This is a genomic window from Methanogenium marinum (assembly GCF_028912405.1).
Lineage (GTDB): Archaea > Halobacteriota > Methanomicrobia > Methanomicrobiales > Methanomicrobiaceae > Methanogenium > Methanogenium marinum.
Window position 1 is genome coordinate 164,832 of sequence record NZ_JAKELO010000002.1, and the last position, 15,116, is coordinate 179,947.

General features: G+C 49.5%; 17 protein-coding genes and 1 tRNA gene. 5 read left to right on the forward strand and 13 right to left on the reverse strand.

What is annotated here, in order from left to right; translation table 11 throughout:
• Positions 1-131: 131 nt before the first annotated feature.
• From dnaG to L0665_RS01205, 10 genes are all read right to left on the reverse strand, one after another.
• Positions 132-1,337 (reverse strand): DNA primase DnaG, encoded by a 1,206-nt coding sequence (dnaG, locus tag L0665_RS01160; RefSeq protein WP_274923894.1) that lies wholly within the window; start codon positions 1,335-1,337, stop codon positions 132-134.
• A gap of 552 nt (positions 1,338-1,889) precedes the next feature.
• On the reverse strand, positions 1,890-2,204 hold the full coding sequence (locus L0665_RS01165) for a DUF167 domain-containing protein (RefSeq protein WP_274923895.1): 315 nt from the start codon (positions 2,202-2,204) through the stop codon (positions 1,890-1,892).
• A gap of 193 nt (positions 2,205-2,397) precedes the next feature.
• Positions 2,398-3,687: an amidohydrolase family protein gene (locus L0665_RS01170; protein ID WP_274923896.1), complete on the reverse strand. Its 1,290-nt coding sequence runs from the start codon at positions 3,685-3,687 to the stop codon at positions 2,398-2,400.
• 2 nt (positions 3,688-3,689) lie between these two features.
• Entirely contained in the window at positions 3,690-4,640 is a 951-nt protein-coding gene (locus L0665_RS01175; protein WP_274923897.1) for a DUF2156 domain-containing protein, read from the reverse strand.
• Positions 4,627-5,070 (reverse strand): GNAT family N-acetyltransferase, encoded by a 444-nt coding sequence (locus L0665_RS01180; protein WP_274923898.1) that lies wholly within the window; start codon positions 5,068-5,070, stop codon positions 4,627-4,629. Before L0665_RS01180 ends, L0665_RS01175 begins: the two co-directional genes overlap by 14 nt.
• Before the next feature lie 65 nt (positions 5,071-5,135).
• On the reverse strand, positions 5,136-6,134 hold the full coding sequence (gene hypE / locus L0665_RS01185; RefSeq protein WP_274923899.1) for a hydrogenase expression/formation protein HypE: 999 nt from the start codon (positions 6,132-6,134) through the stop codon (positions 5,136-5,138).
• A complete protein-coding gene (locus tag L0665_RS01190) occupies positions 6,131-6,472 on the reverse strand; it encodes a hydrogenase maturation nickel metallochaperone HypA/HybF (RefSeq protein WP_274923900.1) in 342 nt (113 codons plus the stop codon). Before L0665_RS01190 ends, hypE begins: the two co-directional genes overlap by 4 nt.
• Positions 6,472-6,696: a HypC/HybG/HupF family hydrogenase formation chaperone gene (locus L0665_RS01195; RefSeq protein WP_274923901.1), complete on the reverse strand. Its 225-nt coding sequence runs from the start codon at positions 6,694-6,696 to the stop codon at positions 6,472-6,474. Before L0665_RS01195 ends, L0665_RS01190 begins: the two co-directional genes overlap by 1 nt.
• A gap of 53 nt (positions 6,697-6,749) precedes the next feature.
• A tRNA-Ser gene (locus L0665_RS01200) sits at positions 6,750-6,833 on the reverse strand.
• Between the two features lie 38 nt (positions 6,834-6,871).
• Positions 6,872-7,987 carry a hypothetical protein gene (locus tag L0665_RS01205; protein WP_274923902.1) on the reverse strand — a complete coding sequence of 372 codons (1,116 nt, stop codon included), beginning with the start codon at positions 7,985-7,987 and terminating at the stop codon, positions 6,872-6,874.
• Between the two features lie 27 nt (positions 7,988-8,014).
• Between L0665_RS01205 and L0665_RS01210 the strand changes: the two genes are divergently transcribed.
• Positions 8,015-8,998, forward strand: coding sequence for an archaeosine biosynthesis radical SAM protein RaSEA (locus tag L0665_RS01210; protein ID WP_274923903.1), 984 nt, complete (start codon positions 8,015-8,017; stop codon positions 8,996-8,998).
• A 195-nt stretch (positions 8,999-9,193) separates the two neighbouring features.
• Here the strand turns inward: L0665_RS01210 and L0665_RS01215 are convergent, their stop codons facing one another.
• From L0665_RS01215 to L0665_RS01225, 3 genes are all read right to left on the reverse strand, one after another.
• Complete coding sequence (locus tag L0665_RS01215) at positions 9,194-10,411, reverse strand: ornithine cyclodeaminase, nickel-pincer nucleotide-dependent (RefSeq protein ID WP_274923904.1); 1,218 nt, start codon at positions 10,409-10,411, stop codon at positions 9,194-9,196.
• Between the two features lie 86 nt (positions 10,412-10,497).
• Positions 10,498-11,091: an NTP transferase domain-containing protein gene (locus L0665_RS01220; protein ID WP_274923905.1), complete on the reverse strand. Its 594-nt coding sequence runs from the start codon at positions 11,089-11,091 to the stop codon at positions 10,498-10,500.
• Entirely contained in the window at positions 11,076-12,077 is a 1,002-nt protein-coding gene (locus L0665_RS01225; RefSeq protein WP_274923906.1) for a pyridoxal phosphate-dependent aminotransferase, read from the reverse strand. Before L0665_RS01225 ends, L0665_RS01220 begins: the two co-directional genes overlap by 16 nt.
• A gap of 198 nt (positions 12,078-12,275) precedes the next feature.
• Here L0665_RS01225 and L0665_RS01230 point away from each other — a divergent pair, with 198 nt between their 5' ends.
• From L0665_RS01230 to L0665_RS01245, 4 genes are all read left to right on the forward strand, one after another.
• Positions 12,276-12,455 (forward strand): ribbon-helix-helix domain-containing protein, encoded by a 180-nt coding sequence (locus L0665_RS01230; protein ID WP_268186088.1) that lies wholly within the window; start codon positions 12,276-12,278, stop codon positions 12,453-12,455.
• 17 nt (positions 12,456-12,472) lie between these two features.
• Positions 12,473-12,649, forward strand: a complete 177-nt coding sequence (locus L0665_RS01235; RefSeq protein WP_274923907.1) for a hypothetical protein — start codon at positions 12,473-12,475, stop codon at positions 12,647-12,649.
• Positions 12,633-13,796: a cell division protein FtsZ gene (ftsZ, locus tag L0665_RS01240; protein ID WP_274923908.1), complete on the forward strand. Its 1,164-nt coding sequence runs from the start codon at positions 12,633-12,635 to the stop codon at positions 13,794-13,796. The genes L0665_RS01235 and ftsZ overlap by 17 nt, the downstream gene beginning before the upstream one ends.
• A 410-nt stretch (positions 13,797-14,206) precedes the next feature.
• Positions 14,207-15,070, forward strand: coding sequence for a coiled-coil protein (locus tag L0665_RS01245; protein ID WP_274923909.1), 864 nt, complete (start codon positions 14,207-14,209; stop codon positions 15,068-15,070).
• Positions 15,071-15,116 lie beyond the last annotated feature (46 nt).

The window sequence follows — 15,116 nt, forward strand, 5'->3', positions numbered from 1 at the left end:
ATAAAGAGATGGTTTCCACCACCAATCTTATCGCATTATATATCTCCGTTTTATGCATTTAAGGTATTGGAGCAGGTAAAAAAAGAGTGAAACAAGATTTATAAGTCAATTCAACGTCAGATCTTCTGCAATCAGGTGATTCTTATCAGTTTTATGGACACAGGCTTTTTAACAATCCCGGAAAATTCCGGTGCTGCGATATATTTCAGATCAGCTGAATACGCATAATCAATTATTTTCTGGTCCACCATACGGTCAATAACAAGGCCATTCCCGCCGGGAGGCATGTTTGTGAGAAGGTCATCTGTGAGATCTGCATCAGACTCTTTCAGAATATCCCATTTATCCGAAAGAACCCGTGCCATATGTTTCTCTTTTACCTCTGACATGTGCCACTCCATTGACCCGGGCTGTTTCTGGATTCGCACCTCTTCCTGATGCCTGCGAGCCCGTTCGCGCGTGCTCGAATCAATCATCTCCATTCTGTGATGCAGTTCAGGGATGTCCACTTCCCCGTCTTTATTGATGATATATTCAACCGGGATCTTATTTCTGAGTGGTTTGATGATCTCTTTTCGGGTCATATCCTCCACCGATCTGCCCCGCGGACTGATGGCGACAAAATCGATTTCAGCAACCTGTACCAGTTCACTGAGAATCAGGTCTCCCCCTCTGTCACCATCGACAAATGCTGTTGCCGTCTTCCGGTTGCAGAGACTGACAATTGTTTCCGGAATATTGGTCCCTTCGACGGCTACGGTATTTTTTATCCCGTATTTCAGAAGATTGATGACATCAGCGCGCCCCTCAACCACAATAATGGCATCAGCATCCGGTGCATTGGGACCGGCAGGCAGTTTTTCCTCACCCAGTTCGATAATCTTCTCTATCCGTGACGACACGCGAACAGAGTCCATGATGTCATTTGTGTCAATCGAGCCTTCATCGAATGATTCGATTAAGAGTTCTTTGGCACGAGTAATTATCTGCTGACGTTTGGTGACCCTGATATCTTCGATACGGTCAACAGTTACCCGCGCAATACAGGGCCCGACCCGGTCAATGGTCTCCAGAGATGCGGCAAGAATAGCCGTTTCTGCCTTGTCAAGGGATGAAGCCATATGGATAAAACCTTTTGTCTCACCCTTTACGCTCGCAATCTGGGCATCTATCCGTCCCATCCTGCCGGTGCGCTGAAGCTCACGAAGATCGAGTTCCTCTCCCAGAAGTCCTTCTGTCTGGCCAAAAATGGCACCAACGACATCAGACTTCTGTACCACCCCCTCTGCTTCTATTTTCATGTGTATGAGATACTTTGTGGTATCCTGTGAATGCATTGAATAATCCTCCAAATAATAATGAAAATGCCGTGCCCCTGTAATTCTGTGATACCGACTGCGCGAGCATATTTTAAATTACTGCCCGCCGCTATTTAAATGAATTGAAATCGGAAATTGTGTTTTGTCTTTCGGAATCATGTTTTGTCTTTCGGAATCGTGTTTTATCTTCCTGTACAAACGGACTATCTGTACAACAGAGTACCTTTCAGAAGGCATGAAAAAACGCACATACCCCCATATTACGCACACATACACATCGAAAAAGAAGAGAAAACCAACCGATGATCGTTTCGATAGAATGGGAGAAAACGTTCAGACAAAAGACCAAAGAAAGAACCCGCTGGATAAACAATCCACTACCCGGATAATTCACCGGATAAACAATATACAACCAAAATAATCCGCTGGATAAACATTATTTACTACCCGCATAATTCACCGGATAAACAATATACAACCAAAATAATCCACTGGATAAACACAATTTACTACCCAAATAATTCACCGGATAAACAATATACAACCAAAATACCCCATCGGGTATATCAGCTAAAGAAGGCTGTCCAGAGTCTTTACGAGCGTATCTTTGTCAAATCCATAAATACAGACCCGTTTGACCGATGATGTCTGGCCACTTACAATGGTGACAGACGACTTCGAAACACCAAGAACAGATGAAACAAGTGCAACGATTGCTTTATTCGCCTTTCCTTCAACAGGCGGTGCACGAATACTGCACCCGACAGCAGATCGCCACTCATTTACTCCCGCAGGAAATGTTTCCCGTTTGGAACCGGCGTGCACATCAAGCATGCAATAGACACAGCCATCCCCACTCTCTATAGCACATGCTGCTGATGTCATAATAATCTAATATTTAGTATAAATGTGGCCTGACACTAACAAACATGGATCATATGTGGCATGCGCCGTTCATCACCTGTTCTAAACCCATTGTCAGGCCGCCTGTCGCACACCTGGGTTGTCCCATGGATCATATCCAGAACTTTGCCAATCGATCACCCGGGGACCTATTGATGTGCAGTGTCAGCATATACTATTCAGTTTCTGAGGCTTTATATCCTCTGCCCGGTATCCACAGTCCGTCCGCCTGGCTGAATTCATTGCGCATATATGAGATGTGGCCACCTACACAGGTGATTTGAGGAAATACCCCCTGCATGCCTTCATAGGGAGTCCATCCTGCACGGGAATGGAGCGTGTCTGCGGTGATAGTCTCTGTCTCCTGCTGCGGATAGAGGGCGAGATCCGCGGGCGAACCGGGCAACAATGTTGATGCATGGATGCCTAAGAGATGTGCCGGTGTATACACCACCTTCTCAAGGAGTGAGGTGAGCGCAATTCTGCCCCGGTATACCTGTGCTAAGAGGAGTGGCACCATCGTCTCCACACCCGGAATACCTGAGGGAACCGCAGAGAATGACTGCGACTTTTCCCCTACGGTATGGGGTGCGTGGTCTGATGCAATAACAGGTATTGCATCCCACATCTCCCAAAGTGCCTTTCGTGTTGCCTCATGGCGGACAGGAGGATTCACCTTGCAGTAGCCCTCCGGAACCGTGCCATGTTCTTCAATAGAGAGGAAGAGGTGGTGGGGCATCACCTCAAAGGTTGCCGGCGGAGCCATCATGGCCGCCTCTGCACTCAGAGGAGATGAGAGATGACAGAAATGGGCTGACAACCCCGGGGAAAATCGTGCTGCGAGCATCTCCATACACGTTTTTTCACCTGCATCCGGGCGGAGAAATTCATGTGCCGTAAGCGAGGTATCATCGCCGGGGATGACATCCTCACAGTGAAGGGTGACAAGCGCATCCAGATTAGCAATAACAGAGAATGCTTTTGCAAGTTCATCGGGAGTGACCGCACTTCCATAACTGGAAGCAGCAGCGAAGGTCTCCCCAAAGGCAAGGGCACCTGCCTCCCAAAGGCCGGTGATGTCCGATTCCCCGGAGACATACCCATTGATACCAAACCGGCAGTATGCATCCCGCGTGGCCTCTGCCACACGCCCCCTGAAGGCAGCAGCAGTGGTCAGAGACGGTACGGTATTCGGCTGGTCGACAACCGTCGTCACCCCTCCGGCAAGCGCACTCTGTGATCCGGTGACCCAGTCCTCCTTGTATCCCTGTGTTTCACCGCCCCGCATATGTACATGCATATCAACAGCACCGGGAAGACAGAGAAGACCGGAACAGTCAATCGTCCGGTCAGCACGTCTGCCGGCTCCGACGTGGATAATTTTGCCACCCGCAAGAGAGATATCTGCCACTCTCCCGCCCGGCAGAAGAACATTTTCCAGTGCAATTTCAGCATCAGAAGACATCGTTATAACCCCTTAATTCCCAAATGTTCCTTCTCCTCACCAAGAGCACGCAGGATATCCTTTTTTTCTGCATACCATACCTCTGCGAAATGGTTCGGATAGTACCGGAGTTTCGCCTCCCGGAGGCCAGGCACCCCAAGGTCGGATTCACGGTTGATGAAGGCATACCCCTTATACTCTTCAAGGTACCGGGCAGTCTCCTGGTTAATCACCTTATAATTGCCTTCACAGTCAGGAAGCCCTTTTTCAAAGTGAATAAGTGCCATATCATCATTCATTCCCTCATAGATGGAGAGCGCAGATATTTTTCCGTCTACCCATATCAGCAGTCCTTCCAGACCCAGTTCTGCAAAATGATCTACGCAAAAGAGAACAGCCGTCTTCTCGTGGGCGAGGACTTCATTCTCCTCACAATGTTTCCATTCACACCACTTCCGGAGAAATTCTTTAATTTCCGGAACATTTTCACTCGTGATTGTCTCTACCTCATACGAACAATTCCGGTTAAATTTGTTGATATGCTTTCTCATCCCGAGGTATCGTTTGCCGGGAAGATGGGCGAGATCACCGGTCAGGTAGATATAATCAAAGAAATCCCGGTCGGTGTGCAGGGCAAGTCCGGGAAGTTCATGCAAAATCCAGTCACGGGTGGGGCGGTCAAATACGTAGAACGGCCGGTCTCCCCCGGTCTCTGCCGACAGGCGCAGGAGGTCACGTAAGAGGGCAGGATTCCGGGGCCCAATGGGTGCGTGATAAAGGCGTTTTTCATTGATGACAGCTGATATCAGGAGCGTATTCTCCAGATATGCATAGGAATAGTCCGAGTAGCCCTGCCATGCGATCATCGTGGAAAAATTGTTCTCACTATGTATTTGGGGAAATTTGGAGAATATTTCGTGAAAAAATGCCCCGTCTTTCATTTCGACCGGGCAAAAATCATCAGGGGTGATCATTGTTTTCCTTCACTCCTTCGTATTTCATGGGCAGATGATTGTCCATTGGCATAAACCCGAGAGGGGTATAAAAGGTATGAGTGCCGGGTTCTGCAATGAGGGCAATCCAGGTAATGCCCGCCTCATGGCAGGTATCAACGAGGAGTTGAACAATACGTTTGCCGATGCCCTGTCCCCGGCAGCGAGGATTCACAACAACATCCTGAATATAGGCATCAGCGACACCATCAGAGATGAGGCGCCCCATACCGACAGCTTTGTTATCTTTGTCGTGCGCAACGACGACAGCATAACTGCCCTTGAAAAGGGGGAGTATGACGCTTGCGGCATCCGCATCCCCATCCCACCATCCTGCACTGCAGTATAAAGCGACGATATCTTCTGCATCCCATTCATCCACGACGACGACCGTTATCTCTTCAGTATTCACGTTAATATTATCTCTCCTCTGCTATCGGGTACACATTTTGACAGAGGGGTAAAAAAAAGGATGTATCAGCATACCCGTGGAACGGGATCGCCGATGGGTGCCTCGATAAAGCGTTCTCCGCCAATAGAGGTCTCAAGAATCACCGATGTGCCTTCTTTCACAACACCGATAATGGCTGCATCTTTGCCCAGCGGGTGTGACCGGATGGCAGCAAGGATGGCGTCTGCATCCTCTGGTGCGACACCCATGACAACCTTGCCTTCATTTGCCACATCAAGAGGATTTATTCCCAAAAGGTCAGAGGCACTTTTCACACTGCGCCGGATGGGGAGGGACTCTTCTTTAATACGCACCTGCACACCGGACTTCTCTGCCATCTCATTGATGGCATTGGAGAACCCGCCGCGGGTCGGATCTTTCATTGCGTGAATGTCACCTGCAGCGAGAGCTGCTTCGACCAGTGGCCAGAGGGGGGCAACATCTGACCGTATCTGCTCACCGAGATCAAAACCCTCGCGGTGAGTCATAATTGCCATCCCATGGTCGCCAATGGTGCCACTGACAATGATCACGTCACCGGGCACAAGGCTACAGTCACGCACCGGTTTCTCTGCCACACCAACACCTGCGGTGTTGATTGCAATACCGTCAATTGCACCCCGCTCAAGGACTTTGGTGTCGCCTGTTACAATCGCAGCGCCGCACTCACCAAGGGCTTCATCCATCGAGGCGACAATTTTTTTGAGGACATCAATATCAAATCCCTCTTCTATTATCATCGCACAGGAAAGGGCTATTGGCCGTGCACCCATCATTGCAAGATCATTTACGGTGCCGGATACGGCAATTCTCCCTATGTCGCCACCGGGAAAGAAGAGGGGTTTTACGACATGACTATCGGTGGTAAAGACCAGATTCTGACCACCAAAAGGAATCACCGCACCATCATCGAGTGCTTCCAGTCCGATACCGCCTGCGTTATTGTGGGTATACTTGGTTAAAGTCTCACCAAGAAGTTCAGAAAAGACTGCGCCACCGGCGCCATGCATCAAATTGACTTTCATTCATCATCAACTTCTATCTCGATATTTGTTACGGATATTTCGCGTCCTTCAACAATTTTCGGAAGCTTTCCACAGTTCGGACAGACATACTTTTCATCGCCTTTGTATCCACATGGACATTCTGTCTTCACCGGAATATTCCGATATTCAAGAACAGCACCCTGAAACAGTTCATCCTCTTCAGAGAGGGCAGAAAACAGAAATTCAACCTGTTCAGGGTTGATCATACTCATCTCACCAAAATCAGCTGAGATCTTCTTTACCCGGGTTGCAGCATTTTCAAGAGCTGCACGACGTGCCGTTGCATAAATATCATATGCAACCGTGTACTCGTGCATTATTCCTCCATTGCTGCATACACTTCTTCGAAAACTTTGAGCGTTTTTAGTGCCTCTTCCCTGCTCAGCTTCTGGATTGCAAATCCAACATGAACAAGGACATACTCGCCAACTTCAACATCCACAAGGTCAATACGGACTTCCTGTTTCAGGTCGCCGTAGTCAACAACTGCAATGTTGCCGTCTTTGATTTCGAGCACTTCAGCCGGTATTGCTATACACATATGTTCTCCTCTTTGAACACACCGGGAGTGTGAATTAAAAAATGATTCAAAAGCGCCGGGAAGGAGATTTGAACTCCTGAGGTGCGAACACCAGTGGCTTTCAAGGCCACCGCCTTTCCGGGCTAGACTATCCCGGCCCATATAGTAGTCGGTGCTTCCAACTTAAAAAATAGTGTTATTTGCGTATTCCTGCACATCCGATGACAAACAGTGCAAAAATTAGCATTACAAGTGGAAATGGCGACTCTGTGGGCTCAGAAACAGGAATGACGTCACCAAAATAGGATGCCGCTGCTGTGTTGACGATTACCGATTCCGCATTGGTTGCCGTGATGGTAACCGTTCCTTCGTCCCCGACACGCACAGGCATTACCTTCAGGTAGAGCATTCCCCCGGATGAGGTGACCGTAAAGTCCTCCGGCGCACTGCTGCCACTCTCATCGACACGCACAGGCACACCCGTCCCGTCCGTGTAGTATATGCGCCAGTCAGTGCCGGTGGATGTGGTGATTCCCACGGTACCCGGCAGAGTGTCGACAATAAAGTAGACAGGTGCATCATGGGATGCAACAGCAGACCCGGAAATCATCTTTCCGGAAGTGGTGGCGGCGGTCGGTGTGGCAGTGGATGAACCAACAGACGTACCCGGCTCTTCCAGCGTGAAACTCATACGCGAAATAAACTGCGCCTCATTATTCCGGAAGTCAGAGAATTCAGCGTAATACCGCCCGGGACCAGGAACAGGGACTGCCTCAGAGAAGGAACCATCGGCGTCGGTCCGGACATAGGTCGGGCCATATATGACAGTGCCGCGACTGTCTGTCACTTCAATCTGGAGACCGGCGGACCCGACTTCAGGGGCCCTGCCAGAGAGAGACAGTGTGTTCCCCGATATCTGGGTTGTGGGAGATAGTATGGTAATCTCACCGGAACGGTCAACGACCTTAAAAATAATGGCCCGGTCTGATCCCGAACTGAGAGGATAGTCCATGATATCCTCAGCAATCTCTAATTTGTAGGTCCCCCCCTCAAGGGCAAGAGTCTGCAGCTGAATAGACCAGTTACCGCCCTGCTGTATCACGAGGTCCTGCGATGTAAGTTCCCGTGCCATGGGCTGAACTTCATACAGGGTAATAGATGTACTGTACCCGGGAGGAAGGGTGCTCGTACCCCCAATGGTGACGATATCGCCGCGGTAGACTTCGTTTGGACAGGAACACTTTATTTCATAGGCAGACACTGCCCCGGAACAGAGCATAAACAAACCCAACAGGCATGCCACCTTTTTCATATTCAGATGCCTAATCATTGTACACTAATGATATCAGACGCAATACTAAAACCTCTCGCATCCTGGACCAGTATAGACCGGTATCAGGACGAGGAACTGCCCTGCCTGACAGTTATATTCAAGAGTGGCGGGTGCAGCTGGAACCAGTGCCTGATGTGCGGCTACCGGTTTGAACGTGCCAACACCAAAAATCAGGAAGAACTCCTCGCAGATATGCGGGGACAACTCCGCTGGGTGGCAGAAAACTATCATCGGGATTCATATGCAATCGTGAAAATATTCACCTCAGGCTCCTTTTTTGACCCACGGGAAGTCCCTCCTGCATTTCGCGATGATGTGGCAGCGCTCTTTGCGGGCAAAGTTGTCATCGCAGAGACACGGACGGAATATGTGGAGGAGGGCGCGCTCACCTCGTTCCGGGAAGCACTGGAAACAGAGGGGGACGCCGCACTCCTTGTAGCAATGGGGCTTGAGACTACCAATGACTACATCAGGGACAAGTGCATTCACAAAGGACTCACTTTTGACGATTTCAAGGATGCAGTTGAGATTGCCCGACAGGCAGATGTGGGTATCAAAACCTATCTGATGATGAAACCGCCGTATCTCACCGAGCGTGAGGCTCTGGCCGATATGAAAACGTCCATCCGTGACGTCATCCCCTACTCTGATATCATCTCCATGAATCTCTGCACCATTCAGACTCGCACAGAAGTGGAGCAGTACTGGAAACAGGGATCATACCGTCCACCGTATCTCTGGAGTGCCCTTGATGCCCTGCTCTCCACAGACCAGTATGTGCAGTGTGACCCGGTCGGCGGAGGGAAACGCCGTGGCCCGCACAACTGTGGCAAATGCGATTATGAAATTGTGGACGCAATAAATGAGTATACCCGTACGGGAAACCAGATTCACCTGAAACGGTGTGTGTCTGCCGGGTGTGAGTGTGTGGAAGAATGGAACCATGTACTGGAAAATGAAGAACCCTGGTGCATGCCACTGACGAAATAAAGAAAGAAGAACACATCAATTCCGATTCACCCCCGGAATATCATTTTTTGTACCGTATTTCAGGAACCCGTTCCGGCGTTTTTTTGTGGATTTTTTGTACGTTTTTTTTGTGTATAAAACACAGGAAACGACGTTTTTACCAAAAAAGGAGGGAATCCTTCAAACGAGAGGATAATCCCAAAAATGGAATTGTATTTAATCGTGGAGATATTTTGCAAGCATCGGCAGGAATGTGCCTGCGTCACTGACAACACCGATGGCCTGCATGGTTCCGCGGTCCATCAGTTTTGTGACCGACGCAGGATTGATGTCAACGCAGATGGTCTTGACATACGACGGCAGACAGTTTCCAACAGCAACGGAATGAAGGAGCGTGCCTATCATGATGACCATGTCAATATCCTGGAGATATTCACGCATCTTATCCTGCGCCACCATTACGTCCGTTATTACATCCGGAAGGGGACCATCATCGCGGATTGAACCTGCGAGGACAAACGGCACATCGTTTTTGATGCACTCGTACATGATACCCTTTTTAATCACGCCCTGGTCCACCGCATCGCGGATTGAACCTGCCCGAATCACCTCACTGATGGCATAGATATGGTTTTTATGACCACCGCGTGCCAGAGTGCCGGTATCAAGGTTCATCCCGAGAGAAGTGCCGAAGAGATTGTATTCAATATCGTGGGTAGCAAGGGCGTTTCCCGCAAAGAGGACATCTACAAACCCTTCCCGTATTATTTCTGCCAGGGCAGGAGCAGCACGGGTATGGATGATTGCAGGCCCGCCGACGATGCCAATCTTCCCGCCCCGGGCTTTCAGGTCACGCATCTCCTGCGCAATTTGCCGGATGACAGTCTCACTGGGCCGTTCAGAGGAGACAGTGCCATGCATAAACTCAAACGTACCAACCTCCCGTGGCCTTTGCGGAGGCTCAACACGAACACCGGTATCACCCATCACAACCCAGTCGCCGGTCTTCAGTTTGGACATTGGAGTACAGAGTGCCCGGTTCTCTGCAGGAAGAACGACAATCAGACAGTCCATCTCAATTGCCTCCACACGCACCCACTCATCCCCGTATTTCACCAGTGTCGGGTGATTGGTTGTGGAATAGAATCCCTTGGGAACAACGCGGTCTGCCTCTGCTTTGGCAAGGGTTACATCCTCAATGACCGGAGGACGGGCGCCGAGACGGTGAAGAACACTCAGGATTTCTGTCAGCAGGGTCTCATCTTCCGTACTGACCAGAATGCGTGCATAACTCTCATCCTGCTTCTTTTTCCCGATTTCAAAGACAGTGATCTCGAAATTGCCACCCATTTCCATGATAGCGTCAAAGACCTGGGTCATAATTCCGGAGTCAATGATATGGCCTTTCAGTTCTATCTCCCGAGAATATTCCATACAGTATCTATTAGTAATCCCCATCTTAAAAATTCTCATCTTAAAAATGGCTTGATGGAAATCCCATTGACCCAGGTGCCTGCCGGTTAGCGGGAAAGAAGAATCCGTTGTGCTGCTGCAATATCTGCCGGAGTATTGACATTCACCGCGAGACGAAGGGAGTCTATGAGTATTGCTGTCTCCTCCTGCTCTTCCCCGTTTTTTGCACCGTTCAGGATATTGATTCCGCACGGCACCGCATCGATTCCGTCAATATTCTGAACATACGCCGGAGTAATCCCCACATCCCGACAGAGTGCGGCAGGCACCCAGACAGAACAGGCATCCGTCCCTGCCGCCTGATACGCTTCCAGCACGGTTGTTATGATATCCGGCGTCAGGCAGGGGATATCACTCACCGAGATAAAGACCGGTTCAGCTATATCAAGCATCTCTATGCATTCCGTAATGTCCTCCACATATCCGGCCCCTTCTGCCCGAAACGTGGTGATGCCATGTGCCCGGCACCAGTTTCCCGTCTGCGGTACTGAGGGGGAGAGAACCGCAACAGGCTCAATTCCTGCCGCACAAAAGGCTTCGGTGACACATGCAATCATAGGACGATCACAGATACGCACCAGTGGTTTTTCTCCCCTGTTCAGCCGCGTGCCCCGGCCCCCTGCAACTATAAGGGCAAGCATGTATCCAGTGCCTCCAGAAATGTTTGGTTCTCATCATGCGTCCGCACCGCAATGCGGAAATGGTCCGGGAGGCCAAATGAGGCACAGTCACGGACCAGGATACCGCAGGAGAGGAGCTTCTCTTTCATACCTGACGCACGGACAGGAGACCGGACGAGAAGAAAGTTCACCACCGACGGACAGACAGACAGACCACGCATCGTTAATTCACCGGCAAGAAACGACCGCTCTTCAGCAATCTTCTTTCTGGATGTATCCATCTGGTGCACATTGTCAAATGCAGCATGTGCATAGCTCTCCGCATATGCATTCACACTCCATGGCGGGCGAATGGCCTCGATTGCCGCTACAAGTTCCGGACACCCCACCCCCCAGCCAAACCGGATGCCGGGAACGGAAAAGGCCTTTGTGAGAGAACGGAGGACAAAGGTATGTTCAGACCGAACGCCGGTGACACTTTCAGCCGGGTCTGCAAGGTCGATAAACGCCTCATCAATAAAGAGCTCTGTCCCTGCATCTTCATGCTCCCGAATCTTTTCCAGAACCATATTCTTTGGTACAAGAGATCCGGTTGGATTATTGGGATTGCAGAAAAATTCAGCGGCACATCCATCCTGCCGGGTTACAGGAATTCCCCCTGCACACTCCACCGAAACAGCGTATTCCCCAAAGGTATGAGGGGGAACCAGAACCGAATCACCATATTTCAGGGCCGCAATACAGAAGGACCGGATTATTTCCACGGAACCATTTCCAACACAGATTTCATCCGCCTTGCGCCCTTCGATACGCGCAATATGTTCCTTCAGGGTGGCATACCGGTTGTCAGGATACGAAGATACCGATATTTCGCCCGGTTTCCACGAAAAGGACGGTGGAAAAGGGTTTAAATTTTCACTAAAATCAATGAGAACTGTATCTGTGCTGCCTGGTACCAGATGGGTCCTGCCACCATGCTCTGTTTTTCGAATCCATCGAAATCTCACACATATTCCTCTATTTTACAAATAATTGAACATTTGGACACCTGTTGGAAATCGTAGGATGAGCCACATCAATTCACAAATCATATATACTGCAATTATCCATGTTTGTATTGTCTGAAAAAAGTCTGTCATAGAGCACCTTTGTGTCAGACGCATGGATGACATGAAGCTGTCAAATGTCAGACACTGGAGATTCAAATGATGGAACGCATCACAATTCGTTTACCCCCCCAACAGGTCGCCATGCTGGAGAAGCTTGTTGAAGCAGGGGAGTTTCCGACAGTATCTGAAGCGGTGAGATATGCGGTGCGGGAACTCATTGAAAAGAAAGCGAACCGTGTTCTGAGAGACAGTGAACAGATCTCGTTTGAGGTCTAGGAAGGGGGGGAAATACAATGGAACAAAAACTGTATGACCGGTATAATGATTTTTATCCGGAGAGAGTTATCGCGAACGGCCTTCAGGAAGTTGAGAGCCTGATGCAGTCCATTGTAAATCATTCCTATTCTGTCCCTCGCACGTACGAGAAATTTTATCAGACCCAGGAGGTTTTGGATGCAGAATATTATTAAGGAAGCATTGAAGAATGCCGAGCAGGAAAAGCAAATTGCCCGTGAAGTCATCGGTGATGATGACTTAATCGGACAGCCACGTATTGTCATCGTCGGATGCGGCGGTGCCGGAAACAACACCATCAACCGACTCTATCACATGAAAGTCAGTGGTGCAGAGACCATTGCTGTTAACACAGATAAACAGCACCTTGAGATGATTCAGGCCGATAAGCGCGTCCTTATCGGAAAGTCACTCACCAAGGGTCTTGGCGCCGGTGGATTCCCGGATATCGGCAAGCGTGCAGCAGAGATGGCCCGCACCACCCTTGAGGGACTTCTCGCTGATGCAGACCTTTGCTTTGTTACTGCAGGCATGGGGGGCGGAACCGGAACCGGCGTCGCACCAGTTGTCGCACAGATTGCAAAAGAACAGGGAGCCATTGTCGTTGCAATGGTAAGTTACCCTTTCCAGGTTGAGAAGGCCCGCCTCCTCAGAGCAGAGGAAGGACTCGAAGCACTTTCAAATGCAGCTGATTCTGTCATTGTCCTTGACAACAACCGGCTCATGAACTTTGTGCCAAACCTGCCCCTCGGACAGGCGTTTTCCGTCATGGACCAGCTCATCGCAGAGACGGTCAAAGGCATCTCTGAAACCATCACCGAACCATCCCTCATCAACATCGATTACGCCGATGTCCGCGCAATTATGGGAAAAGGCGGTGTTGCAGTCATGCTTGTCGGAGAGAGCAAACAGCAGAACAAAGCAGAGAATGTCGTTCATGAGTGCCTGAACCACCCACTCCTTGACATTGACTACCGCGGCGCAACCGGCAGTCTCATTCACATCACCGGCGGCAGTGACCTGACGCTTGCAGATGCAGAAGAGATTGCAAGTTCACTCACCTACGAACTTGACCCACATGCGGATGTAATCTGGGGAGCACGCGTCAGGAAAGAATTCGAGGGTAAAGTACGTGTCATGGCAATCATGACCGGCGTGAAGAGCGCACAAATTCTTGGCCAGAGCTATGACATATCAAACTCATCTGCAGCACCCATGACCCGGGCAGTCGGACGAGGAGATGTCGCCGGCCTGACACGGTCTTCCGGGCGCCAGGTTGCCCGCGAACAGACCAGCGGCGGACTGATTGACTTCATCCGCTGATCAAATCCAATTTATCATTACCAGTCATTCGCCAAACTAACCACAAAAATCATCCCCAAAAAAAACATCCCCGCACAATACAATTGGGGTACATTTGCCTTCCCCATGCAGGGAAGGCAACCAATCTGCTTTTTTTCCGATACAATTCTGAATCATATTGCGGAACATTAATATGAGGAAACCATGCAATATTAAAGAACTACAGTGAATCCATCACTGGTTCCGGGAATGCATGTCTTCAGGGCAGGCGGTACAGGAGTTGAACATCATGAACAGCCATATGAACAAAATCGGTTTCGTAAGAACTCTTTTGAAATGGTTATCATCAGGAGATTATCCTGTACATATGTTTCCCACGGATCAGTTGAAGATGAATTGTTGTGCCCTAAATACAAAAGGTAAGGTAGAGCATGTTGACTGAACTAATTGATAAAAGAAAGACTATGCTGACAGATTCTGACCAGCACAAAGACAACAGAAATGAACTGAATGCTACTGCAAGCACCTTTGCACGTGAAAGAAACCAACTTAACGGGCAAACGCGCGAGTATGTTGACGAAGCACAGAACCACAAAGAGCTTCGTGATGAGAACAACAAAGCAGTTCAGACAATCAAAGTAGAACGCAACAAGCTCAATGAGAAAGCAAATGCGCTCTTCGAGGATATTGATGAGTACAAAAAAGAGCATGGCGCCATCAGCAACTCCCGTGAAATAAAGGAAGTTCAGAAGAGAATCGAAAAGCTCGAGATGGACCAGCAGACTCGCGTCATGAACACTGACAAGGAGCGAGAACTCATTGATCAGATCAAACAGCTCAGGACCCAGATCAAGGATCAGGAAGTCGAGATTGAGCAGAACAAGGAAATCCACACCAAGCTCCAGGAAGCACGTGAATTTCGCCGCGCAGCATCAGAACTTCATGCAACAGTAACCGAGAAGGCTGAACTCGCCCAGCAGCACCACGACCAGATGGTCGAATGCTACCGGAATGCTGACAAGTCACGCGAAGCCGCAGACGAAAGTCACCGGAAGTTTGTCGAGGCACAGGAGGCTGCAGATGCTGAGCACAACCAGTTTATTGCATGCCAGAAGGAACTCCGTGACTACGATAAAGTGATAGGCGGAATCCGCAAGAAAGGTAAGAAATCAAAGGTCAACAAAGAACAGAAAGCTGTTCGTCAGGAAGCAGAACTGGTCTTCTCACAGTTCCGGGCCGGCGAAAAACTTACCACAGACGACATTCTGCTTCTGCAGCGTGCCCGACTCATATAATCTTTTTTTTCGGGTCCTGTCATCAGACTTTTATAGATACGGATAG